The sequence below is a fragment of the Marinoscillum sp. genome (assembly GCF_965229915.1).
Classification (GTDB): domain Bacteria; phylum Bacteroidota; class Bacteroidia; order Cytophagales; family Cyclobacteriaceae; genus Marinoscillum.
On sequence record NZ_CBDDJZ010000001.1, the window covers coordinates 3046334 to 3069452 of the forward strand.

Genomic DNA, 23119 nt, shown 5'->3' on the forward strand with positions numbered 1-23119 from the left:
AACTGAGAAATCATGTCAAAAGTTTGCGAAATATCAGGTAAGAGACCAAGAGTAGGTAACAATGTTTCTCACTCAAATAACAAAGTGAAGAGAAGATTCAATCCAAATCTTCAGAAAAAGAAATTCTACATTCCAGAAGAGGACAGATGGGTGACTATCAGCGTTTCTACTTCTATGTTGAGAACAATCAACAAAAACGGAATTTACAACGAGATCAAGAAAGCAAGAGTTAAGGGAACTACTTCTCTTTAATTCGAGTCTTTACCTGTTAATATAGAAACTAAGCCCTGTTCCCCTTGTGGAATTGGGCTTTTCTTATTTGCATGCTATTCTACATGCTTTCCGCCATTCGTCAAACTTGCATACCAGATCAGTGACGAATTGAATACCTTGCATCCGAAGGACACAACAACTCGAAACAATTATGAAAAAATGCCTATCGATTCTGGCTGTATTAGTTGTCACGCTGGTACAGGCACAAAAGCCAGATCTTCCATCTGATTTTTTATCTTCTGATTTCCATAAGGAACGACGCGAATTGGTTCGTGGGCAAATGCCTCCAAACAGTGTTTCGGTGATTTTTTCTAATCCGGTGAGAAACCGGGCCAATGATGTTGATTACGTCTATCATCAAGACCCTAATTTTTATTACCTGACTGGCTATACCGAACCGCATGCGGTACTGCTCATCTTCAAAGACAATCAGCAAAGTCCTGATGGTGAAGATTACAATGAAATTGTATTTATCCAACCAAGAAACGCTATGGCAGAACTCTGGACTGGCAGGAGATTGGGTACTGAAGGAGTCCAGGATAAACTAGCCATCAACCAGGCATTCAATAACAGCGAGTTTGAAAAGTACAACATCGACTTCTCCTCGTTTGATAAGGTGTTGTTCTATGACTTTGACAATGATGTGCGTGATACACGAGTCAAAGGAGATTTGTTTGATCTGATTTCGTGGTTTAAGGAAAAGGCTAACTACCCGAGTTCGGAATCTTTGGAGCTGGAACCTCAAGCACAAAACCTGGATACTGAATCTCTGGATGAGATCATGGTGTCTTTGCGAGGTGTAAAAACCGAAGCAGAGCTTGAGCTGATTCGAAAGGCCGTAGATATTTCTTGTATTGCTCAGCGTGAAGTCATGAAAGCCATGCGTCCTGGCATGTCCGAACGAGAAGTGCAGGGGATACACGAGTTCATTTTTAAGAAATACCAGGCAGAATATGAAGGTTATCCTTCTATAGTTGGAGCAGGACACAATGGATGCATCCTTCACTACATTGAAAACTATAAGCCGGAGATAGAGAGTGATGAGATGATCCTTATGGATTTGGGAGCCGAATATCATGGATATACGGCGGATGTGACTCGTACCATACCTATCGATGGTAAGTTTTCTAAAGAGGAAAAGGCCATCTATGATTTGGTTTACAAAGCGCAGCAAGCGGCATTTGAGGCCTGCAAACCGGGAGTTAATATTTCCAGAGATTTAAATGAAAGCATCGTCAAACCAATTATCAATGAAGGGTTGGTAGAGCTTGGGATCATCGATAGCGTGAACCAAAGACATTGGTATTATCCGCATGGACTGGGGCATCACATTGGGCTGGATGTGCATGATAAAGGGCAGTATGAATACCTGGAACCGAACATGGCCATCACGATTGAGCCAGGGATCTATATTCCAAGAAATGCCAAATGTGATGAAAAATGGTGGGGAATCGCCGTGCGAATAGAAGATGATTTCCTAATCACTGAGGATGGATGCGAATTGTTATCTGATCTGGCACCTCGCACCAGTGAGGAGATTGAAAAATTGATGAAAGAGCCAAGTCCGCTGGATGACTTTATTTTACCTTCCTTAAATGACAAATAAATTGATGAAGTCGGCGCTATATTCTTTAATCCTTTTACTCACTTTGTGGCAAGCAGAGGCACAGGAATCTCGCTCTATTATTGTAGATGGAGAAGCTTCTGATTATTACATTCCAGATGTTACCAAGTTGACCCTTAGATTTTCTGAAAAAGCTGAGAATCAAGAAAAGGCTTTATCCAATTTGGATAAGGCGTTAAATGAAACGGTAAAAGTATTGACCGAAAACTCCTTTTTAGTAAAGGAGGATTTACTGACTTCTTATTTTGAGAGTAACAAAAGGATAGATTATAAAACCAATGAAGAGCACGTAGACGCTTCACAAACATTAACGACCAAGTTCAAAACAGATAAAGAGAAGATTCTGACGATTTTAAATATTCTCAAAGACTTTAATATTGAAGCCAGTTACAAACTGGACTTAAAGTTTTCAGAGCAGAGAACGAATGAAATCGAAAAGGAATTAACCCGTAGAGCTTTTGATAATGCCAGAAGTAAGGCGGATCTACTGGCTACGTCAGGGAAGTTTAAATTGAAGGAGATTGCCAAAGTGAATTTCTCACAGCGTTTTATTAACAGGGATGTTTTCGCAGCTGAAGCTGTAGAGGAAAAAGTAGATATTGGCTATGGATCTTCCAGGTTTGGTGGGTTTAATGTAGAGCCATCCAAGGTTTCGAGAAAAATTACAGTGGAATACTATATAGAATAATTGATTTTTCAATTTTCTATACTACATTTGCACTCCTTTTAATAATTGGGCGAAGAATATGGCAAAGAAAGGCAATAGAATTCAAGTAATCCTGGAATGCACTGAACACAAAAACAGTGGACAGCCGGGTACTTCACGTTACATCACTACAAAGAACAGGAAAAATACTCCTGAGCGTATTGAGCTTAAGAAGTATAATCCTATCTTGAGAAAATATACTGTACATAAAGAAATTAAATAACCATGGCTAAGAAAGTAGTTGCAACCCTAAAGCAGCCCGGCGGAGCAAAATTCGCTAAAGTAATCAGAGCCATCAAGAACGATAAAGGCGGATACGCTTACCGTGAGGAGATGGTTCCTGAGGCAGAGGTAAAAAACGTATTGGCTAAGAAAGACTAATTAGGTCTTACTTTAAAGATATTCTTTGACTGAAGTCCCTCTGTGTAGGGACTTTTTTGTTATTTTCCGTCCTCGCTTTTTCGAACGTTACTATGGGCCTAAAATCATTTTTCAGCAAGGAGAAGAAGGAATCTCTGGACAAAGGACTCGAAAAGTCCAAGGAGAGTTTCTTCAATAAACTGGGTAAGGCAGTTGTTGGTAAATCAACAGTAGACGATGAAGTGTTGGATGAGCTGGAAGAAGTGCTCATCACCTCAGATGTCGGAGTAGATACCACCATCAAAATCATCGGCCGTATCGAACAGCGTGTTGCTAAGGATAAGTACCTCAATGCCTCCGAACTCAATAAGATCCTTCGCGAGGAAATAGCTGGCCTGCTAGAAGAAAACAACACACAAGATCTTAAGAGTTTTGAGTTGCCGAAAGTAGATGGCCCATATGTCCTACTTGTAGTCGGTGTGAACGGTGTAGGTAAGACTACCACTATTGGCAAGTTAGCCGCTCAACTGAAAGGGCTTGGCAAAAATGTGGTGCTTGGTGCAGCGGACACGTTCCGTGCAGCAGCTGTGGATCAGCTGATCATGTGGGGCGAGCGAGTGGGTGTTCCCGTCATCTCCAAAGGAATGAATACTGACCCTGCCTCTGTAGCCTTTGACGCTGCTAAATATGGTGTGGACAACAACGCGGACGTGGTGATCATCGATACTGCCGGCCGTTTGCATACCAAGGTGAATCTGATGAATGAGCTTTCCAAGATCAAAAAAGTGATTCAGCGATTTATCCCCGAAGCACCACATGAGGTGATGCTCGTGTTGGACGGTAGCACCGGGCAGAACGCCTTTGTACAGGCCACAGAGTTTACAAAAGCCACGGATGTGACTTCATTAGCAATAACCAAGCTGGATGGCACCGCCAAAGGCGGCGTAGTGATCGGCATTTCTGATCAATTCAAGATTCCTGTCAAATACATTGGAGTGGGTGAGCGAGTGGAAGACCTTCAGGTCTTTAACAAGGTGGAGTTTGTAGACTCCTTTTTCACTCGATAAATCCTCATTTCAACTCAGAATAAAATCCTGTATTTTACTGATTTGCAAAACGTTGCAGGCAAATGCTGTGTGTTTTCCTTACAATGTTTTAACCGTTGATTTTACTCTAATGAGACTACACTATTTCAAGTCAATATGTGCTAGTTTTGATTGATGTACCGGTTGTATTTATTTTCCATTTTGGTGCTACTGCTGAGTTGCAGAGGCTCTAATCAATCCATTTCTGAAACTGAACTCAAAGATCGAATCTCCGATAAACTGGGTGAAGATTTTGTGCAGGTAGATCGTGGCGAACTGGCCTTGTGCATGTCCAAACCAGAAGTGGTCGGGTCCGAATGGAAGACCTTTCTGGTGATTGATACGGCAACCGGCCAGGTGTTGTATGGTCCGGAACGAAAAAATGCCATCATCAATTGGTATGCAGATCGAGAATTGATCATTAAGGTTCAATCAGAAGTTATTTCAGATAAACAAAACTCCACAACGAATACTTATCTAGTCAATGTAGATTCCGGTGAAACATCCACCCTACAGGAATCCCGCTAATTGCACTCAACTACTATGAAAACAACCCAAACACTCAAAGCACTTGGAGGTGCCGCTATCCTTATACTATTGGTAGCTGTTGCATATCTTCTTACTAAAAGTGAAGAACAATCACTTACTGCATATCAGAAGTATGCACAGCACAAGATCCAAGAAGAGCGTAATGGTGATCCGAAAACTGACGCACCCGAGTTACATGGTATCATACAGCGTGAGCTGAGAACCAGAATAGGCGAGGAGTCTCCCAACTATGGGCCCAACCAGGTGATGGAAGAGTTTTTAAAAGCTAAGAAATCGATTCAGTCTGCTCGAAAGTACCGAACCAATTCTCTTGATTTTGTGGAACGTGGACCAGGTAACGTAGGTGGAAGAACGAGAGCACTCATAGTAGACCCTGATGATCCCAATCAAGAGACTTTTTATGCCGGGGCAGCCAGTGGCGGTATCTGGAAGACGACTAATGCTGGGCAAGTTTGGGAATACATCTCCTCTGATATTCCAAATCTGGGAGTGAACACATTAGTGATGGCCCCAAGCAATACGAATGTGATCTATGCGGGTACCGGCGAGCACTTTACCAGTGATATTGATGGATCCGGGATGTTCAAATCTACGGATAGAGGTCTCTCCTGGACGCAAATAGCCGATCCATCTGAGATGCCCGATTTTAAGAATGTGTCACGCATCGTGGTGGACCCTAATGATGAGAACACCGTGCTGGCTACTACAAGAAATACCGTTTGGGGTGGTTTTAGAGCTGCCATTTACAAGACTACTGATGGTGGCGCTTCCTGGACAAGAGTGCGGAGCTCTACCTCTCAGCGCTATGACGATATAGACTATGATCCTTCAGATTTCAATACGCTGTATGTGGCAGTGAGAGCTTTGGGTGTTATCAAGTCCACTGATGGTGGAGCTACCTGGACTGATGCCAGCGAGGGCTTAGTCCCTTCTGGTCGTGTGGAAATTACCGTATCTCCAGTCAATACCAATCGCATTTGGGCTTCTGTAGAGGGCGGTCTCAGCGGGAATGGTTCAGATCTGTATGTGAGTAATGATGGTGCGCAAAGCTGGCTATTGGCAGTGAATTCATCTGGTAGCAATGAAGACTTTCTGGGTGGACAGGGATGGTATGACAACATCATTACTGCTCATCCTTTTGACGAGGATATAGTCTATGTGGGCGGAGTAAATACATGGAAGTTTGAGCTGAATGGCGGACAGGGAACGGAGATTAGATCGATCCAACCTGAACAGGGTGGAACGGCTAGTTTTATGTCTTTCATCAATTTTGGGGGAGCTTATCTAGGCGGTGGAATGGACGTGGGCACTGTCAGTGAAGAGGATCTTTTGCCAGTAGAAATCAGGTTTGGTCAGGGCACTCAAAAAGCGCATCGTTTCACAGTAGGTGGTCAGGGACCAAGTGTTCCTAAGAATGACTATGTGTATGAAGATTATGTAGAAGTACCGTTTCAGGTATGGGATACAGAAAACAACGTACAGCTAATGGCTTCATTTAGAGACCAGCAGGAAGATGGCAACTGGAACTTAATCGCTCCTAATACAGAAGGGGCTACACAGAATCATTCCAGAGAATACCTGTATATCCACAATGTGCCTTATAGTGAATCGGCGGATGCTTCTATCTCGGTCACAGGGGGTCATGAGACCAATCAAATGTATTTCTTTTGGCCAGTTCTGGCTTCCGGAGCATCGTTTAATGCTGCTTCATTGCCAGAAAGTAATCTTCAAGTAAACTTCCAGATTACTGTTGGAACCACTAAAGTAACCACTAGCGTGACCGATGCCTATGGTCAGTTTGATGGGCCTAATGGCTTTCCTCAGGCTACACGATCACAGGGTCTTCATCCTGATCAACACAACATAGTGATGTATGATCTTAATGACAATGCTAAGACTTTCCGCATGTTGGTGGGAAATGACGGAGGCGTGTATCGTACCGTGTCTTCATCTAATCCAGGTCCTGTAGAAGGTCATTATGAGTTTATAAGCTACGGCTATAATACCACGCAGTTTTACAGCGCTGACAAAGCACCAGGTCAAAATCGATATGCTGGTGGTATGCAGGATAATGGCACCTGGTATCATCGTGCAGGAGTAGAGGGTGGAGCAGCTGTTGATGCCACGTTTGGTATCGGCGGGGATGGATTTGAAACTCTGTGGCATGGCACAGACCCAGACAGAATCATTGGTGGCTCACAGTATAATAACTTTCGCAGAACAGTGGATGGTGGCTCTAACTGGACCGGCGCTACATCAGGTTTCAACGATGATGGTCCGTTCATCACTCGTCTGGCACATCACAAAAACTTACCTGATAGACTATTTACAGTGGGGACTAAGGGTGTCTGGAAATCCAATAATTTTGGTGGAAACTGGGCCACAACAGCTATGGAAAATCCAGAACTATGGAGCTTTTCCAACAGCGCTGATGTAGAGGTTTCCTATGCCAACCCAGATGTGGTCTGGGCAGGAGGTGCACTGCATAGCGGAGCTCGGCTATTTGTCTCCACTAATGGAGGAACCAACTTTGCACCATGTGCCAACTATGACCTTTTCAACCTTGGAGCGGTATCAGGAATCGGCACGCATCCTGTCAATGATCAGGTGGTATATGCGTTGTTCTCTTTCGCTGGATTTCCAAAAGTGATCAAATCAGAAGATCTGGGCCAAAACTGGGAAGATATCTCAGGCTTTGATGGAACAGGAGCAGCGAGTGATCGAGGCTTTCCTGATGTGGCTGTCAATTGCCTATTTGTATTCCCAAACAATACCGATCGAATATGGGTAGGTTCGGAAATAGGCATTATCGAATCGATGGATGGAGGTGCTAGCTGGTCATTACTCGATAGCAATATGCCTCCTGTTAATATTTATGATTTTAAGCAGGTCGATGACCAAATTGTGATTGCTACTTACGGTCGTGGAATTTGGTCGGTATCTGTATCGGGCATTGTTTCGGCGCCTTTGGTGACCAATGGATACACCAATATTTCTGGACAGTGGCTTTTGGAAACGGAATATGCGGCTTCCTTTGATTCGGTTCTGGTATTTCTAAACGACCAATTGGTTCTGACAGACCGAGAGGTTGCTGCCGGAAAAACCACTTTGACTTTTGCAGAGCAAGCTGTGGATGGCTTGAAGTCTACTAAAGTGATTGGATATCTCAATGGTACACCATATGAGACCGATGAGCAAGATTTCTATTTTGTAAAACTGGGTGAGGTAGCAGACAGTTACCAAACCGATTTTTCCAGTGCTGCGGCGGATTTTGTGTCTGGAGGCTTGGTACTGACAGCTACAGATGAACTAGAAGATGCAGCTCTTCACTCAGATCACCCATATGCTGACGGAGTGGATCACTATGCTTATTTGCGTACTCCAATTCGGGTACAACTCAATCGATCAGACTTCAGCTATGAGGACATTGCTTTGGTAGAACCAGGTGCTGCTGGCAGTGCTTTTGGTGACGATGCTTTTAATGACTATGTCGTCGTAGAAGGGTCATCTGATGGTAAAAACTGGATTCCATTGGGGACAGGTTATGATGCTTCGCTTCATGATGATTGGACCGATGCCTTCCAAAGTGGCACTGTGACCTCTTCCCTATTTAAGTCGCACTCGGTTCCGCTCGTCAATTATTTTGCCAATGGCTCAACGATAATGATCCGGTTTAGGCTTCATTCGAATACTTCAGAATCAGGCTACGGATGGGTCATTGATAACCTCAGCATTCAGACAGAATCCATCTTAGGTACAGGGAAGTCACAAGAGAATCTATCCATATATCCTAATCCGGTTGTGAATGAAGCAACGCTCAGGTTTGCAGGTACGGTCCCTTCAGAAGTGATGGTGTATGACCTTAATGGCAAACGAATGGATGTGATAAATACAGGAGGTAACCGAGAGGTTGTTTGGGATTCAAATAGCCTAAAAAGAGGTGTCTACCTTGTGAAGTATTCCATTGATGGAGTCAGTCAATCACAAAAGGTAATCGTACAATAAGCTATAAAAGCCGGTTCACAGTTGAGCTGGCTTTTATTGGATTTCTCTTTTGATTAGGGATTCGTATCTTCCTCTTGTTATTCTATCAAGATGAATCCATCCTTTGATCACTGGACCGTAATATTTTTAGTCGTCGGACTGCAAGGTTTGATACTGGCTGTGGGGTTGTTCTCGAAAAAAACAAAGCAGTCAAACCTACTTGCATTCATGATGGCAAGCTTTAGCCTGATCATGATCTACTACGTGATCTACTGGACGAAGTACTTCTCAGTCTTGCCGAGAGCAATTGCAGTAACGCAAGGGCTTACTTATACTCTGGGACCACTATTTCTCTATTGGATCAAAAAGCAACGAATAGCCCCAATTCACTGGGCACCTTTCCTCATCTATACTGTGTACTTCTTCTTGCTGCCTTATCTGGTAGTGGAGGTTCGTCCCATAGTGATCCAGGCTCAGGTGATTTGTCAAATTATCCACTTATTGGCATATGCAGTTGTAGGTATTTTCGAGTTAAGACATAGTTCCAAACGCATGCAAGCAATTGGCTTGAGCTATCTCGGTTATACGTGCACTTTCCTGGGTTATTTTGTATTGGTTTGGACGCGGGTACTGACATTGGAATATGACTACATGGTATCCTTCGCTTCGTCTTTCTTCATCTATTTTATTGGCTACAGCGCATTCATCGATCGCTCTATTCTGCACTATAAGCAGCCAAGATATGATAAGTCCGGGCTGACCACCTCTTCTGCAAGGGCAATTCACCAGGAACTAATCCATATGATGGAGAGAGACCGACCTTACCTGGAGAGTGATCTGAAACTCTCCGATATTTCCAATGCGCTATCACATTCCCCCAATCATATTTCTCAGGTAGTGAATGAGTTAGAAGGGTGTAATTTTTCAGAGTTTGTCAACCGGTTTCGGGTGGATGAAAGTAAGCGGTTGTTACAGCAGGGAAATGATCTCACACTGATTCAAATCGCCTACCAGTCCGGATTCAACAATAAGGTCACCTTCAACAACACTTTTAAGAAATTTACAGGCCTCTTACCATCTGAGTTTAGAGATGCTGTACTAAGTCAGGATCCTCAGTTGCAATAAGGTAAAATATCATAGGATTTTACCACCTGGAGGAATTTCATGAATACTATTGATTCAAAAAGATCATGAAAACTCTTGCAATCCTTTTAATGCTATCATGTTTCACTGGTGTTGCTCAGGACTTGAAACAAACTGCTGATGCAAACTATCAAAACCAACAATGGGCCGATGCAGAAAAAGACTATAAAAAATACGTAAAGAAGAATAGCGCTGATTCTTCGGCATGGTATAGACTTGCCTTTTGTCAGATGAAGTTGGGTGATTACGAAGCATCTCTAGTGAATTTTGACAAGGCACTGGAGACCAATTTTTACCCTGGCTACACACTGTACAACAAGTCCAAGGTTTATGCTCTGCAAGGCAATACTGAAAAAATGTACGAAACCTTATCGACTGCTGCCCAACAGGGCTTTAACAATTTTGGACAGCTTCAGAATGAAGATGAGTGGAAGACATTTAGAGAACAGGAAAGGTTTGTTGCAGCGCTGCAAAGAGTTAAGGAAAATGCTTTCCCATGCCTTGCAGACCCTGTGAGGAGGCACTTTGATTTTTGGATAGGCGAATGGGATGTGATGGTAAACGGCAGAAAAGTGGGTGAAAACAACATCACTCTGGCGGAAGGAGGGTGTGCGCTGCACGAGAGCTACACCACCCCGGGTAATTTCTCCGGTCAAAGCATTAATTACTATAATCCACTGGATAAGAAATGGCACCAGACCTGGGTGGCTAGTGGTGGTAATGTACTAGACTACACCGAAGTGGACAAAGAAGAGGGAATGATTCAGTTCGTAGCTGATTTCCTAAACCCTGCTGGCCAGGTGGTGAAATCCCGACTGACCTTCACCGCTAATGAGGATGGTTCCGTACGTCAGCTATTCGAAAACTCATCCGATGGAGGCGAAACCTGGACTGCAGGATTTGATGGGCTTTATGTGAAAAGAAAGGAAAATTAATCACTTTCAGGTAGAGAAGGTTGGTCCTTTTTCTTGAAAGGGTTGACCTTTTTGCCTGCTTCAGTGATTCCATCAGCCACTTTGGATCCAGCATTTTTGATTCCTTCCCATCCGGAGCGGATGGTATCTGCACCAGCTTTGCGAGTAGCGCGGGCTAGTCCACTGATGATTTTGCCAGAAGACTCGACAATGATCGTTCGAAGCTCTTTGGTTGCACCAAAAAAGGCCTCTTTCCGCAATTTGGATCTAGAAGCTACCTGGTTGCATCCACAGTATTTTTTGGTGATATGTCCCACACGTAGTGTAAGGAAAGCATTAGTCGATCCTTCCAGTAGTGAATCTAGCACAATGTGCGCAGTGGGACCAATCACAGGTATGGACTTACCTGCTGAGCTTCGAAGGAAAGAGCTGATGACTGGCTCTATCTGCTGAGAGATGTCCAGGTCTTCTATTTCTGAAGCGAGAAAACTAGCTCCAGCTACGTTGGCGTAGAGGTAAACCATTTCCCGAAGTGTAGGTCGCTGATAGTAAATATGTGCAATCTTCCATACCATTCGCGATTGAGTGGCCAGGATGGTCAATGCATCCAGTTTTCCATTTTGTGAAACCGAAGTGGTCAGAAAAACAGCTGTTGCCGTTTCATGCACCACTTTAGATGCCTCTTTGTCCAGCCTGGTCAGACTAGCCTCCAAGTCATCTACTGATTTTGGCACGTGGTTTTGAAGTTTGAGGGTCTTGTTGCGTTGCAGCCTTTTGAGCATCCGTTTGCGATAGACAATCAACTCCTCCTCATCATTTGGCAGCTTCAGTGGCTGAGGTAACTTTAGATAGAGTAGAAAGGGCCAGGCTACTAAACCAGCCGTTAGCAGCACCATCACAGCCAATAAGATGTTTGCCATGATCTCGCTGTTGGCTCGCACTATGAGATAAACACCTGATATTTGGTTGATCATGAAGAGGATAAATCCCAAAATCACCAGGAGACTCAAAGGGATAAACAGCTTTTTAATGGATCTGATCATTTGGAAATGCTTTTGGCAAACGTATTATTTCTCACGGCTGCCAGCAGATCAGGTTTCAGTTCCTGGCTAAATGTGGCAAAGTCTCGACTAACTTTTACATAGGTACAAATGCCATTTTCGTAGGTATACTCATTTACTCCATCGGGTGAGGTGAGCTTGTACTTATGCTCACCCAACTTCTCAAATGTGAGGTACCTGCCAAAATAGGCAGAGAATACCTCCTTGTTGTGATAAGGCTCTTCGAAGTAGACCTCAGATACAGAATCTCGAATTTCCACTTCATCTATTTTCGTGTGGATACCGTCAATGATCAGTTCGTAGTACTGGTCTTTCTTATTGAGTTTTGTCGTTTTTTGCCGGCTCCCATTCAGGGTGTTAAACCCTGATCCGGTAGTGAGTACACTTCCCTGAAAGCTCTCTTCCAGTTCATACTCCACCTCAAATTTGAAAAGGATTCGAAATTCGGTTTGTGTTATTAGCTCGTAGGAGATGATGTCATTTTGCACTCGTCGGTTGACCTTGGTGACCCCCATGGACTCGCCATTTCGGATCACATCATAGATAAGTGATTGTCCCCAAAGTGACGATGTGACTAAGAAAATAAAACTGGAGGTAACTAGAAGTGGTTTCAATAGTGGTTATTCGTTAAATTCATTACAGATGGCCATCTAAATTAATCAATTTAAAACGCAATCACCCGTACCATGCGCTCCCAGAAAATTTCTTTCGATAATAATGAAGGCAAAAAACTCTCAGGGATTATCGATTTTCCCCTAATCGGTCAGCCGAAATGCTATGCCATTTTCGCTCATTGTTTCACTTGTTCCAAGAACCTTAAAGCTGTTGACAACATAGCAGCAGCACTTACCCAAACGGGGATAGCCGTGCTCAGGTTTGACTTTACAGGACTTGGACAGAGCGAGGGAGATTTTGAGGAGACCAATTTTTCATCCAACCTCAGTGATCTGAAAGATGCCTATGATTTTCTGTCTAAGAATTTTCAGCCACCTAAGATTATGATCGGTCATTCATTGGGTGGAGCGGCTGTTCTTCACGTGAGCAGCAAACTACAGGAAGTACAGGCAGTGGTGACCATAGGTGCTCCAGCCGATCCAGAGCATGTCAAGCGACTGTTCAAAGACAGTCAACAATCCATTGAAGATGCTGGAGTAGCAGAAGTCAACATTGGCGGTCGGCCATTTAAGATCAAAAAGCAGTTGCTGGATGATTTATCCGAGAAGAACTCCAAAGAGGTCATACACGAACTCGATCGAGCCCTGTTGATTCTCCATTCTCCTCAAGACAACATCGTTGGGATCGAAAATGCCGCAGAAATATACGATGCGGCCATGCACCCAAAGAGCTTTATTTCATTGGACGGAGCGGATCATTTAATGTCGGACATTGGGGACTCAGAATATGTAGGCAGTATCATTAGTCCCTGGGCCAAACGGTATGTGGATTTTGATGAGGAGCAAAACCTGGCTCCAGAGGGCGAAGTGTGGACCCGGTTATCAGGCAACGATTTTGTGACGGAAATTACCGCTGGCCAGCATCAGCTCATAGCTGACGAACCAGAAGGCAGCGGGGGAACTGATCTGGGACCTTCACCTTATGGTTATTTGCTGAGCGCATTGGGTGCCTGCACGGCTATGACTCTGCGTATGTACGCCAACTACAAAAAGCTGAAGCTGGAGGAAGTGGAAGTCCGACTGACTCACGACAAGATACATGTAGAAGATGGTGAGCAATCTGAATCTGCCAAAGGGAAAATTGATCAGATCAAACGGATCATTCATCTGGAAGGAGACCTGACTGCTGATGAGCGGAAACGATTGGTTGAGATTGCCGAAAAGTGTCCTGTCCATAAGACGCTGGAAGGTAAACCGGAAATTATCACTGAAGAAGCCAGCTAGGTTATTAACTTTGCCGCCAATCACTCACCTGGCCATTTTTCAGTTTCCAAACCACTCTATATGAAGCGAAAGGTTCTTATTGGAATTTATGTCATGATGCTGTCACTAAATGCTGTCGCTCAGCAGGATTTTAACGATAGCTATTTTTTAGATGCCCGGATTTTTGTAGATACCATGGAATACCGCTGGTCAAAGGATGTGGTGACCAGGAACAATAAAGAAATGCTTCGGTTTAGCTATGACCAGGAAAATGAGGTAGCCGAGGTGTACCTGATGTTCGACGAAGAGTCTCCAGTGACCGGTATTTCACTAGTCCCTTCAGGGGATTTTTCACAGGTAGATTCTTTGATTCTTTTTCGGGATTATGCCCGCTTCAAGGTGCAGTTCAACAGCCTCACCAATAGTGATTTTTTGAAATTCACCTTCAGAGTGAACATAGACAGCACCGAAGAGATCGTAGAGCTACCATTGTATCCATATACAGAAATCTACGTGAAGTTATATCCCAATACTGATGAGCTGTATATAGGAGAGGAGAAGGTTTTCGAGCTTACCAGCAACAATGTGGAGAACATAGTACCCGACAATCGCTGGACAGAAGGTTTGCCGATTAACTATCGTACCACGCGCGATGGACCGAGGTTATTGCTACACCTATTGCCCAATAAGCTGGGTAACCAACAGCTGGAGGTCCCTTTCAAAGTGAAGCGGCCATTTCGGAAAAATGGACAATTTATATACGATCTGGAGCCTCTTCAAGTAGAGTTCAGCGTTAAATCAGGTCGGCTGGTTTTCCTGAAATTTGACCAACAAGAGGTCACACCCAAAGAGGATAAGACTGAGCCTATTGAAGTCCAGATCGATAACAACCGCTTTTTACGACTAGACAAAACCTATCGGATCGAAAATCAGGAAGAATCTGGAGGGCCACTGATAGCGGAGCTCTACACGAAAGCTCGACTCAACAACGATAAAGTACTGTGTTTACTGCGACCTTATGCCTTTCACCGACAGTCAGAAGGTTACCTGTATATCAAAGAAGGTGATGACCCATGGTTTGTTACTAATGTCGATATCACACCCAAAACAAGTATCCAATCGATCTACGTGCAGCGTGAGGGTAAAGACTGGCAAAAGTCCAATGTGGTTTACCCAGGAGAAACCATCAACATCAAGCTGGAAGGTGAAGGTCTACACAAAGCCAATTTCAGTTTCCCAGGTGCCAATAATCTGGATTATGATTCTTTGATTAAAAATGAACAGATCAGCTTGTTTCGCATCAAAATACCGCTGACGATCAATTCCAACAGCATAGAAATATTCAATCACAACGAGTCAACAGGCTCCTCATTACGTGTGCAGGAATACCAGCGTCCACGTGATCTTGATTTCATCGATCTTGACTTTGGTACCCGACAGGTGAATGTAGCCAATGTGGATAAGCCAATTTATTATGAAGAGACCCTCACCGATCTGGTTTTTGATTTTCAACGATCCAAAATCGATGATGGTGACCTATACGGTAAGCAGTACCTGACTATTAAAGTGAAGATCTCCAATAAGAAAGGAAACCTGATCGAACTCTATCAATTTGATGAGGTGGTGGTCTGTCCCAATGAAGCCTCGCCGAGGTTCGTCAACTATGAAAGCAAGGACTGCAGAGGAGATGACATCAACCTTAATAATTTTATTTCTAAAAAAACTTCGGAGTTAGAAGAGTGGTCTCGGATTGAGCTGGAGATCAGTCATATCAAAAGCAAATATGGAGGCGCTGGCAAGACTAAGAAAATTCTGATCCACCTGAAGCGGGATTACAATTTTGACATTGACGTATCCTTTCCTGCTGGTTTGCTGATTCTTAAGTCTGGTACGAAGGCATTTACCAATTTTGGTGGGGTGAGCTTTGCCATGATTGCGCAGATGAGTTTTTACCAGGAGGGCAAGATTGCTAAATACAAGCCCTATAAAATTGGAGCTGGCTTCATTGCCATTGACGCATTTAACTTCTCTGAGAGCGGCGGCAACCGGGATGTCGGACTGGTGGTGATCGGGTCGCTGTACCCAACCTCCAGTGACAACAAACTGACCTTCCCACTATACGCCGGAGGAGGCTATCTCATGAGTGAGCAGAAGATGTTCTTTTTAATAGGTCCTGGAATTAGAGTGAGACTGTAATGCAATACGAAGCTACGAACCCTGACGATTACCTGGGCCAGCTCCAAAATGACTGGCGCAAAGAGAAGCTTTTGTGGATCAGACAACTGCTGCTGGGCTACTCGGAATTAGACGAAGGGATGGAGTATAAGATGCTTCGCTATGGCAATGACAAATCTTCTTTGTTCCACTTAAACGCTCAGAAAAACTACGTCAGTCTCTATGTGGGAGATACGAAAAAAATAGATCCTTCAGGAGCACTCTTAAAAGATTTTGATCTGGGAAAAGGATGTATCCGAATTAAAAAAAGCATTGACCTGGAAGCAACCTCACTGCCTGCTTTCATCGACATGGCGCTGCAAAGGTGGAAAGCAGGTCTGGACCTGTCATGCTGATAGCTCCAGACCTGGTTCAAATCATTTGATCGGGAAATTCACATCGGTGATGAGCTCTTTTGGAGCTGTTTCAGCTGGTGAGTTCACGTAGCTTTCAAACGGGTGAATGTCTTTCTTTTGCTTGAAAACCTTGGCTCGCTGCATCATCATCATGGCACTCCATGGATTGCCCAGGTGGTCGTATTTACCAATGTGACGTAGCTTATAGAGCCTGGTTTGAGGTATGCTACCCGTAACAACCCCATCCGGTAAGCCATTGGGCACTTCAGATACGGGAATCGCCGCGGTGTAGCTGGCCATCCCTTTGACTATCTCCCATTTATGATAAATAGAAACGGGCTCATTGGAAATGATGTCAGTCTTATCTGCCATAAACTCCATGAGCGTTCCAAAGTCCTTCTCCATAGCAGGACCCATGTTGTCCATAGATACATATCGAGTGATGCCAATGTAGGTACAGCCCGGGTAATCAGTCTGGCCAATAAAATCAAGCTTAGAGTGTACCTGATCATCCACTGCATAATCTTGCAACATTTTCAGCCCACGATCAAAATCCATTCCGAGCATGGCCACCATCATATTTTTCATGAAGAACAAAAAGAATGGCAACTTGCTATCCATGAGCCACTTCACCTCGGTCTTTCCTTCTTTTTCAGAAATTTCGAAACGGATATCTGCCTGCGACTTCCATGGTTTTAAAAAGTGCAGGTCAAAATCAACTGAATTGTTTTTTTCTGTACTTAAGATTTTCATTTCTCCACTACCTACTCGCTCTCCTTCCCAGGAGTAGGACTGGCCATCATCGGCCACATTAAATGTGGCTCCTGGTTCTAGGACCAACCAGGGAGACCATTTGTTCCAATGGTTCAGGTTGCTGACGCATTCATAAACTTTGCTCACTGGAGCATCTATCAGGATTGACTTCTCAACGTGAAATTTAGGCATGGTATAAAAAATTGGTTACTGGAATTTACTATTATCTAAACAATCAAGCAATACTACACCTCTACTTGCGTGTTAAGGTTTCTTCTTCTTTTCAGCTAGAAAGATTCCGCCGATGACTACTATAGAGCCTACCAATTGGATCAAAGTCAAACTTTCATCTAAAAACAGATAGGCGAGGGCAATGGTAGAAACTGGTCCAAGACTCCCGAAAATAGAAAAGCTATTAGCGCCTATCATTTTGATCGCATAACTGATCAAGTAAGAGGGAATGACGGTAGCAAAGAATGCCATGGCCAACCCGATCCAGTACACCTCTGCGTCAAAGTCCAGTATGGTTATTTCTTCTGTCAGCAAGTAATGAATCACTACACAGCCGCAGGAGATCATCATGGCGTATGATGTGAACACAGTGGCACCAAATTTTGGAATGATCCAACCGGAGCCAGTTAGGTAGCTGGCATAGGTCAGCGCACTGAAAAAGATGAGCACTGCTCCTAATATTACCTGATCACTTTGATTAACTGCCAACTCTCCAGAAAAAATAATGACCACTCCTATGTAGGTTACCACCACGCCGATCGCTTGTTTTCGGGTGATGGTTTTACCGAAAATGAGATAGGATAGTAACAGGACAAGTGTGGGGTAGATAAAGAGTATGAGCCGCTCCAAACTTGCTTTGATGTATTGCAGACCAAGAAAATCGAAATAGCTAGCCAGATAGTAGCCGATCATTCCCAGTGCAAAAAGCCATAGGTAGTCCCTGCGAGCTATCGGTTGCTGGGGGCGCTTGATCAGGCTTATAGTCAGGTAAAATGGAAAAGCAAAAACCATTCTAAGTAGCAGGATGGAGATGCTATCTGCTCCATATAAGTAGGCGAGCTTGACCATCACTGCTTTGCTGGAAAAAAGCAGAATGCCCGTTACGGCAAGGATAACTCCTAGTGTTGTTTGGTTTTTCAAGGTGGCTGATTTCAGCTGGCTAAGTTAACGCAGCTGTGGGTTTTATGTCACTCGCTCAGCATAAATCGGTAGATCAAACTGGAAGGTAGTTCCTAGATTTGGTTGGCTAATCACCCTTATCGTGGAGTCATGGATCTCCAGTATCTTCTTCACTATGGCCAGCCCCAAACCTGAGCCTTGTCCATTGGAAGGACTCTTAGACTTACGATACCGATCAAAAATATGCTGCTGGTCGTGTTCAGAAATACCTTGCCCAGTGTCTTTCACAGAAATAGCTACATGATCTTCATCTGCTTTTACCTCCATGGTAATGACCCCACCCGGAGGTGTAAACTTAAGTGCATTGTCCATGAGGTTTTGAATGACTCGCTCCACCAGACTCAGGTCAGCAAATACCAACGGAATATTGTCCGTGCTCTCTAGTTCTATACCAATATTTTTTTCCTTTGCCAGTAGTTCAAACTTGGAGCGGACATCCAGCGCAAGTTCTGTAATTTGGAAGGGTTCTTTATGTGGCTCTATCTGTTGAGCCTCCAGCTTTGAGTATTCAAAAAGCTGCCCGACCATATGTGATAGACGCTCAGAGCTGTTCCAGATTATCTTATGGTATTGTTGTCGTTCCTGATCCGCAAGCTCTTGATTCTTCATCTCCAATGTTTCTATGTAGCCCTGGAGAATAGCAAGTGGTGTACGCAGGTCGTGAGAGATATTGGCGATAAGCTCACGTCGCAGGGTATCTACTGATTTGATTTCTTCCATATTGCTGACGATGGTATCAGCCATGTCATTGAAAGTGGAAGCAAGCGTACTCAGATCTTTAGTCTCCGCCTGAGGTATTCGTGCATTAAGGTCTCCTTCCTGAAAGCGCTTTACATGATGGATTACTTCTCGCAGGTTTCTGGTGAGATACCATACGCTGATGAACCCGACGATTCCAGCAAACAACACAATCAGAATACTTGCTCCTACTCCTAGCCGCAAGAAGAAGCTAGAAAAGAGCTGTGTATTCACCATCTGGTATTGCTGACCAGCAAGTATGATATAAATAAAGCCGGCTTTATCTTCCACCTGATATCGCTCAGCGGAAAAGATCTTCTTTTGGCCAGGGTTTCTGGGATCATCTCCAAGTATATGAGCCTTCTTGTCGGACTGTAGAAATTGGAGAATTGGTTCGGTGGCAATGTGGGCTACGGGCTCACCCGGATGGTGATCCAAAACTACCGAATAGAGCACCTTGCCCTTTTCGTCCAAAAGATAAACTTCTATGCCCTGATTTACTGCCATCATGTCGTGCATGATGTCACCAAAGAGTGGTTTATTCACAGACCCGTCCTCTAGAAATGGTGAGGTATCTTTAAATTTCTCATTGATCAAATGACTGGCTACCTCACCATTCAATCGCTGTGTCACCTCCTCAAAATGTTTGTTGGTGATAAAGACCGATAGCGCCACAAATGCCGCTCCTATTATTACAAGTAATAAAAAGAAGCTTAGTGATAGTTTAATGATCAGTCGATTGTTGATGGCTCCTTTCATACAACCTCTTCATTGAATTTATATCCCACTCCCCAGGCGGTGATGATGAATTGTGGATTGTTCATATCTGCTTCTATTTTGGCTCTTAGCCGATTGATATGACTGTTGACAGTGTGCTCGTATCCATCAAAATCATAGCCCCAGATGAGTCTCAGTAGGTCTGTCCTAGAGTAGCACTTGCCAGGGTGTGTAGCCATGAGTGATAGTAACTCAAACTCCTTAGGCGAAAGCTCTACTTTGCGCTTGTCGATCGTCACTTTGCGTTGTTCTACATTGATCAGCAGATTGCCAAAAGACATCAACATCTTATTCTCTATGTCGATACTCTCCCGAATCATGGATGCTCGCCGGAATGTTGCCTTTACCCGAGCTATGAACTCTCGAATACTGAACGGTTTGGTCATGTAATCATCCGCACCTAGTTCCAAGCCTAGTACTCTGTCTATTTCTTCTGATTTTGCAGTAAGCATGATAATTGGTGTGTTGCTTTTAGATCGAATCTGACGGCACACCTCCATACCATCCAGAGTAGGTAGTGCTATATCAAGGATAATCAGGTCTGGAGTTTCGTTGAGTGCCCGATAGAGACCAGACTGCCCATCATATTCTCTAAATACTTCACAGTCGAGATCTCTCAGGTGAATTTCCAGCAGGTTGACGATTTCTTGATCGTCTTCTATAACCAATACCTTTTTCATAATTTATTCATAGCAATACAAGCGATAAAGTATCACAGAAGTATCACAGTGAGGTACAGACTATGTGATAAATAGGACCAAATAGAACTGCCACGACATTATTTAAGACTAAAAAGTGGCTCTCCTAGGAATAATGCGGTCACTAGTCGATTTGACGCAAATGTGAATTCTCTGTGACCAAATAGAGATATCTGCTTGCTTGATTTGTAAAAAGGAATTTATAATAACCAAATCAAGAAATGTATATCATGAAAAAACTAGCATTCGTATTGACATTAGGAGTCGTGCTGCTTTCGTGCAGCGAAGAAGACCCGGAAATAATCGATAGTAGCATGCCACAAGGTGATTTTGCCGTGTCAGCATCAGGGAATTTTGTTGCACAAAATGATACTGGCAGTTCGGGTATGGTGGAGACTGGAGTTGATTCTGAAGGAACCTCTTTCGTTCATTTTGCCGATGATTTTGAAACTGTATTGGCTACAGGAACAGTAACTGTATTTTTATCCACTTCAAGTGAGGCATCATTTGATCCTGGGAGTGGCAATCCAGATGTATTGCTAATCGGCAATGTCTCCATGAACGGTGAACAGTATTTCAGACTAAACGAAGCTCCAGCGGCTAAATATACCCACGTGATACTGTGGTGTGCTTCTGCAGGAATACCTTTTGGTTATGCGGAAATCCAATAAATATATCGGTTTATTACTTCCGCTGATCCACCTGTCGCTGATGGGTGGATCTCTTGTTGAAGTGCAGGCTCAGAGCGGATGGACCAAAGGAAAAGATGAAGCATTCTTTAAGCTGTCATACATCCACTTTTCCTCGGATGAGTACCACAACCTATCAGGTGAAAGCATGACCACCGCTACCTACCGTCAGCAACAAGTTGGAGTCTACGGCGAGTATGGTGTAACGGAACGCTTGACCCTACTAATGGACTGGCCGTTGCTGAAGTGGCAGGGGTTTGAATCTACAGAGACGGTGTTGGGAACTGGAGATATAAGGATAGGGGCTAAGTATGCCCTGGTGAAAAAGATCCCGATCTCACTCACCATCATGCCTGAGCTACCCATTGCTCAAGCCAACAAATATGCTCGGAATGACAATCCTGCTTTTGGATCGATCAACTTGCCTACTGGAGATGGAGAGTTTAATGTCTATTCCACATTGGCTGTGTCTACCTCTTTATATCCACTCCCTGGTTACGTTAATTTTTTTTCAACTTATAATTTTCGTACATCATATGAGTCTGTCCAGTTGACCGACCAGATGATGGAAGGATTGGAGGTAGGCTATCAGCCCGTAGGAGCTCTATGGTTGAAAGCTGGGCTGAAGTTACAACAGACACTTAATGACTCAGAAACAGCTGTAAGTTTCGTGAGAGGTGAAGGAACTGAGTTTACCTCCTACTACTTGGGTGCTTATTACAGCGCCACGGAAAGCTGGGGAGTGGACTTCACTTTTATTAATTACCTGGATGGCCCTCAACAGAGCCGCAACATTTACCAGGGTCCGATCTTCTCCTTAGGTCTTGTCTATGAGACCTCCGGGCTCTTTTCTGGAAACGACTAGTTACTTGACATCCTCTAGCAACACTTCGATCTCATCATTGCAGAATCCAAGCTCCTGGCCCTGTAGAAAGATCATTTGACGCTTCTCGTTTTCACTCTTTTGAAGTTCCAAAGTCGCTTTGGCTTTTTGGATGAATTGGAATACAAGCTCTTGCTGAAAGTCGTGTACCCTGAGAAGTGTCATATCGGTAAAATTTTAATAAGTGATCAATATGGGTGTGAATATATCAATATAAAGATAAATAGTCAATATAAAATCTAACAAAATAGCCATTTCATTGAGAATATCATTTTCACACAGGATGATCCCAACGAATTTTCTAAAAACTGGGTCTATTACTTGCATCGTATATGATTTACTAAATGAAACATCTATTATTCATAGCAATTATTGTGTTGGCAATTGGCTGTGATGACTGTTGCCATGAACTTGAAAACGGTCAGGATCTCATTGGTAAATGGCGAGTAGTAGAGGTCGGTTATTCCCCAGGTGCTGGCTACATCACAGATAATGTGGAGGACCAGTCCAGTTTTATCCAGTTTGGTACGGATCATCATTTCCAATCGAACTATGAGGAACTCAATGACGTCCATTACTACCGGATCCTTGAAGACAATGGGATCTCTGTATTAGAATTGTATCCAAGCAAACCGACAGATGATATGAGTGAGCAGTTGGTTTACAAATACCACTTGTCCTTTGAAGACAACTTGCTCAAACTGAAGTATGTCTACTGCATAGAGGGTTGCCACATCGGGATTCAGAAGGTAGAGTAATTGAATTGGATTCAGATTTAATCTCTGAAATCTAATGTTTTTTGTCTTAAAGTAAGGTTATCGATCTTTCGTCCGATACATAACCTTGAGACCAGACCAGTTTTCATCTACGGCTGCCACCTTAACATCCACCAGCCCGATTTTCAACACAAAATCTCTGATGGACTCCCTGTTGATATTTGTTTGCATGCCCGAGGAACCCTTTGGCCAGGATACCCACAGACTTCCATTTTTCTTGAGAAAAGGCTTGGCCATTGGTACGTACTTTTCCAATGCCTCACTGTTGAGCGTGAAGACATGTATGAAATCGAGGCTCTCAGGATCAGGATGCGCCACTTGCTCCACGCCTTCCGGCCAATCTGCAAACAGGTCAAAATAGTGCTTGGGAGCTTCAAATATTTTGATTTTGAAATCGGGTTTGATACCCAGTTTTTTGGCGAGGGGAGTTCCTGAATATCCAGCAGTCGGCATCATCTCGTAGATTGG

General features: G+C 43.7%; 24 protein-coding genes. 16 read left to right on the top strand and 8 right to left on the bottom strand.

Annotation, left to right across the window (positions count from 1 at the left end; all coding sequences use genetic code 11):
• Positions 1–12: 12 nt before the first annotated feature.
• From rpmB to ACO067_RS13265, 10 genes are all read left to right on the top strand, one after another.
• Entirely contained in the window at positions 13–252 is a 240-nt protein-coding gene (gene rpmB, locus ACO067_RS13220; RefSeq protein WP_421874819.1) for a 50S ribosomal protein L28, read from the top strand.
• Between the two features lie 172 nt (positions 253–424).
• Positions 425–1879: an aminopeptidase P N-terminal domain-containing protein gene (locus ACO067_RS13225; RefSeq protein WP_421874820.1), complete on the top strand. Its 1455-nt coding sequence runs from the start codon at positions 425–427 to the stop codon at positions 1877–1879.
• Positions 1869–2585: an SIMPL domain-containing protein gene (locus ACO067_RS13230; protein ID WP_421874821.1), complete on the top strand. Its 717-nt coding sequence runs from the start codon at positions 1869–1871 to the stop codon at positions 2583–2585. The genes ACO067_RS13225 and ACO067_RS13230 overlap by 11 nt, the downstream gene beginning before the upstream one ends.
• A 58-nt stretch (positions 2586–2643) precedes the next feature.
• A complete protein-coding gene (gene rpmG / locus ACO067_RS13235) occupies positions 2644–2826 on the top strand; it encodes a 50S ribosomal protein L33 (RefSeq protein WP_115867038.1) in 183 nt (60 codons plus the stop codon).
• Positions 2827–2828: 2 nt separating this feature from the next.
• Complete coding sequence (locus ACO067_RS13240) at positions 2829–2984, top strand: DUF4295 family protein (RefSeq protein WP_421874822.1); 156 nt, start codon at positions 2829–2831, stop codon at positions 2982–2984.
• Positions 2985–3076: 92 nt separating this feature from the next.
• Complete coding sequence (gene ftsY, locus ACO067_RS13245) at positions 3077–4030, top strand: signal recognition particle-docking protein FtsY (protein ID WP_421874823.1); 954 nt, start codon at positions 3077–3079, stop codon at positions 4028–4030.
• 183 nt (positions 4031–4213) lie between these two features.
• A complete protein-coding gene (locus ACO067_RS13250) occupies positions 4214–4576 on the top strand; it encodes a hypothetical protein (RefSeq protein WP_421874824.1) in 363 nt (120 codons plus the stop codon).
• 15 nt (positions 4577–4591) lie between these two features.
• The gene (locus ACO067_RS13255) at positions 4592–8602 is read left to right on the top strand and encodes a VPS10 domain-containing protein (RefSeq protein ID WP_421874825.1); all 4011 of its coding nucleotides are present in this window, start codon (positions 4592–4594) and stop codon (positions 8600–8602) included.
• A gap of 90 nt (positions 8603–8692) precedes the next feature.
• Entirely contained in the window at positions 8693–9706 is a 1014-nt protein-coding gene (locus tag ACO067_RS13260) for a helix-turn-helix domain-containing protein (RefSeq protein WP_421874826.1), read from the top strand.
• Positions 9707–9771: 65 nt separating this feature from the next.
• A complete protein-coding gene (locus ACO067_RS13265) occupies positions 9772–10659 on the top strand; it encodes a tetratricopeptide repeat protein (protein WP_421874827.1) in 888 nt (295 codons plus the stop codon).
• Here ACO067_RS13265 and ACO067_RS13270 read toward each other — a convergent pair.
• Both ACO067_RS13270 and ACO067_RS13275 read right to left on the bottom strand, forming a co-directional pair.
• Positions 10656–11681 carry a DUF697 domain-containing protein gene (locus ACO067_RS13270; RefSeq protein WP_421874828.1) on the bottom strand — a complete coding sequence of 342 codons (1026 nt, stop codon included), beginning with the start codon at positions 11679–11681 and terminating at the stop codon, positions 10656–10658. The two genes, ACO067_RS13265 and ACO067_RS13270, sit on opposite strands and share 4 nt — an antisense overlap.
• On the bottom strand, positions 11678–12313 hold the full coding sequence (locus tag ACO067_RS13275) for a DUF6134 family protein (protein WP_421874829.1): 636 nt from the start codon (positions 12311–12313) through the stop codon (positions 11678–11680). The genes ACO067_RS13270 and ACO067_RS13275 overlap by 4 nt, the downstream gene beginning before the upstream one ends.
• A gap of 72 nt (positions 12314–12385) precedes the next feature.
• Here ACO067_RS13275 and ACO067_RS13280 point away from each other — a divergent pair, with 72 nt between their 5' ends.
• The 3 genes from ACO067_RS13280 to ACO067_RS13290 are packed head-to-tail and all read left to right on the top strand — an operon-like array spanning position 12386 to position 16146.
• Entirely contained in the window at positions 12386–13597 is a 1212-nt protein-coding gene (locus tag ACO067_RS13280) for an alpha/beta fold hydrolase (RefSeq protein WP_421874830.1), read from the top strand.
• Positions 13598–13657: 60 nt separating this feature from the next.
• Positions 13658–15772, top strand: coding sequence for a hypothetical protein (locus tag ACO067_RS13285; protein WP_421874831.1), 2115 nt, complete (start codon positions 13658–13660; stop codon positions 15770–15772).
• Positions 15772–16146 carry a DUF1801 domain-containing protein gene (locus ACO067_RS13290; RefSeq protein WP_421874832.1) on the top strand — a complete coding sequence of 125 codons (375 nt, stop codon included), beginning with the start codon at positions 15772–15774 and terminating at the stop codon, positions 16144–16146. The genes ACO067_RS13285 and ACO067_RS13290 overlap by 1 nt, the downstream gene beginning before the upstream one ends.
• A 21-nt stretch (positions 16147–16167) precedes the next feature.
• Here ACO067_RS13290 and ACO067_RS13295 read toward each other — a convergent pair whose 3' ends face one another.
• The 4 genes from ACO067_RS13295 to ACO067_RS13310 form a co-directional block, all read right to left on the bottom strand.
• On the bottom strand, positions 16168–17091 hold the full coding sequence (locus ACO067_RS13295; protein ID WP_421874833.1) for an SRPBCC family protein: 924 nt from the start codon (positions 17089–17091) through the stop codon (positions 16168–16170).
• Between the two features lie 72 nt (positions 17092–17163).
• Positions 17164–18051 (bottom strand): DMT family transporter, encoded by an 888-nt coding sequence (locus ACO067_RS13300; protein WP_421874834.1) that lies wholly within the window; start codon positions 18049–18051, stop codon positions 17164–17166.
• A gap of 42 nt (positions 18052–18093) precedes the next feature.
• Entirely contained in the window at positions 18094–19587 is a 1494-nt protein-coding gene (locus ACO067_RS13305; protein ID WP_421874836.1) for a sensor histidine kinase, read from the bottom strand.
• Complete coding sequence (locus tag ACO067_RS13310; protein ID WP_421874837.1) at positions 19584–20285, bottom strand: response regulator transcription factor; 702 nt, start codon at positions 20283–20285, stop codon at positions 19584–19586. The genes ACO067_RS13305 and ACO067_RS13310 overlap by 4 nt, the downstream gene beginning before the upstream one ends.
• Positions 20286–20533: 248 nt before the next feature.
• Here ACO067_RS13310 and ACO067_RS13315 point away from each other — a divergent pair, with 248 nt between their 5' ends.
• Together ACO067_RS13315 and ACO067_RS13320 are read left to right on the top strand one after the other, a co-directional pair.
• On the top strand, positions 20534–20974 hold the full coding sequence (locus ACO067_RS13315) for a DM13 domain-containing protein (RefSeq protein ID WP_421874838.1): 441 nt from the start codon (positions 20534–20536) through the stop codon (positions 20972–20974).
• Positions 20958–21857: a hypothetical protein gene (locus ACO067_RS13320; RefSeq protein ID WP_421874839.1), complete on the top strand. Its 900-nt coding sequence runs from the start codon at positions 20958–20960 to the stop codon at positions 21855–21857. The genes ACO067_RS13315 and ACO067_RS13320 overlap by 17 nt, the downstream gene beginning before the upstream one ends.
• Here ACO067_RS13320 and ACO067_RS13325 read toward each other — a convergent pair whose 3' ends face one another.
• Positions 21858–22040 (bottom strand): hypothetical protein, encoded by a 183-nt coding sequence (locus tag ACO067_RS13325; RefSeq protein ID WP_421874840.1) that lies wholly within the window; start codon positions 22038–22040, stop codon positions 21858–21860.
• Between the two features lie 179 nt (positions 22041–22219).
• Between ACO067_RS13325 and ACO067_RS13330 the strand changes: the two genes are divergently transcribed.
• Positions 22220–22633, top strand: a complete 414-nt coding sequence (locus ACO067_RS13330; RefSeq protein WP_421874842.1) for a hypothetical protein — start codon at positions 22220–22222, stop codon at positions 22631–22633.
• A 57-nt stretch (positions 22634–22690) separates the two neighbouring features.
• On the opposite strand, the gene ACO067_RS13335 is transcribed toward ACO067_RS13330, so the two are convergent.
• Positions 22691–23107, bottom strand: coding sequence for a DUF3052 domain-containing protein (locus ACO067_RS13335; RefSeq protein WP_421874843.1), 417 nt, complete (start codon positions 23105–23107; stop codon positions 22691–22693).
• Positions 23108–23119 lie beyond the last annotated feature (12 nt).

Bases quoted from the DNA above. Each gene is read 5' to 3' on its own strand.
- rpmB (WP_421874819.1), top strand. From the start codon at position 13: ATGTCAAAAGTTTGCGAAATATCAGGTAAGAGACCAAGAGTAGGTAAC.
- ACO067_RS13225 (WP_421874820.1), top strand. From the start codon at position 425: ATGAAAAAATGCCTATCGATTCTGGCTGTATTAGTTGTCACGCTGGTA.
- ACO067_RS13230 (WP_421874821.1), top strand. From the start codon at position 1,869: ATGACAAATAAATTGATGAAGTCGGCGCTATATTCTTTAATCCTTTTA.
- rpmG (WP_115867038.1), top strand. From the start codon at position 2,644: ATGGCAAAGAAAGGCAATAGAATTCAAGTAATCCTGGAATGCACTGAA.
- ACO067_RS13240 (WP_421874822.1), top strand. From the start codon at position 2,829: ATGGCTAAGAAAGTAGTTGCAACCCTAAAGCAGCCCGGCGGAGCAAAA.
- ftsY (WP_421874823.1), top strand. From the start codon at position 3,077: ATGGGCCTAAAATCATTTTTCAGCAAGGAGAAGAAGGAATCTCTGGAC.
- ACO067_RS13255 (WP_421874825.1), top strand. From the start codon at position 4,592: ATGAAAACAACCCAAACACTCAAAGCACTTGGAGGTGCCGCTATCCTT.
- ACO067_RS13260 (WP_421874826.1), top strand. From the start codon at position 8,693: ATGAATCCATCCTTTGATCACTGGACCGTAATATTTTTAGTCGTCGGA.
- ACO067_RS13265 (WP_421874827.1), top strand. From the start codon at position 9,772: ATGAAAACTCTTGCAATCCTTTTAATGCTATCATGTTTCACTGGTGTT.
- ACO067_RS13270 (WP_421874828.1), bottom strand. From the start codon at position 11,681: ATGATCAGATCCATTAAAAAGCTGTTTATCCCTTTGAGTCTCCTGGTG.
- ACO067_RS13280 (WP_421874830.1), top strand. From the start codon at position 12,386: ATGCGCTCCCAGAAAATTTCTTTCGATAATAATGAAGGCAAAAAACTC.
- ACO067_RS13285 (WP_421874831.1), top strand. From the start codon at position 13,658: ATGAAGCGAAAGGTTCTTATTGGAATTTATGTCATGATGCTGTCACTA.
- ACO067_RS13290 (WP_421874832.1), top strand. From the start codon at position 15,772: ATGCAATACGAAGCTACGAACCCTGACGATTACCTGGGCCAGCTCCAA.
- ACO067_RS13295 (WP_421874833.1), bottom strand. From the start codon at position 17,091: ATGCCTAAATTTCACGTTGAGAAGTCAATCCTGATAGATGCTCCAGTG.
- ACO067_RS13305 (WP_421874836.1), bottom strand. From the start codon at position 19,587: ATGAAAGGAGCCATCAACAATCGACTGATCATTAAACTATCACTAAGC.
- ACO067_RS13310 (WP_421874837.1), bottom strand. From the start codon at position 20,285: ATGAAAAAGGTATTGGTTATAGAAGACGATCAAGAAATCGTCAACCTG.
- ACO067_RS13315 (WP_421874838.1), top strand. From the start codon at position 20,534: ATGAAAAAACTAGCATTCGTATTGACATTAGGAGTCGTGCTGCTTTCG.
- ACO067_RS13320 (WP_421874839.1), top strand. From the start codon at position 20,958: ATGCGGAAATCCAATAAATATATCGGTTTATTACTTCCGCTGATCCAC.
- ACO067_RS13325 (WP_421874840.1), bottom strand. From the start codon at position 22,040: ATGACACTTCTCAGGGTACACGACTTTCAGCAAGAGCTTGTATTCCAA.
- ACO067_RS13330 (WP_421874842.1), top strand. From the start codon at position 22,220: ATGAAACATCTATTATTCATAGCAATTATTGTGTTGGCAATTGGCTGT.
- ACO067_RS13335 (WP_421874843.1), bottom strand. From the start codon at position 23,107: ATGATGCCGACTGCTGGATATTCAGGAACTCCCCTCGCCAAAAAACTG.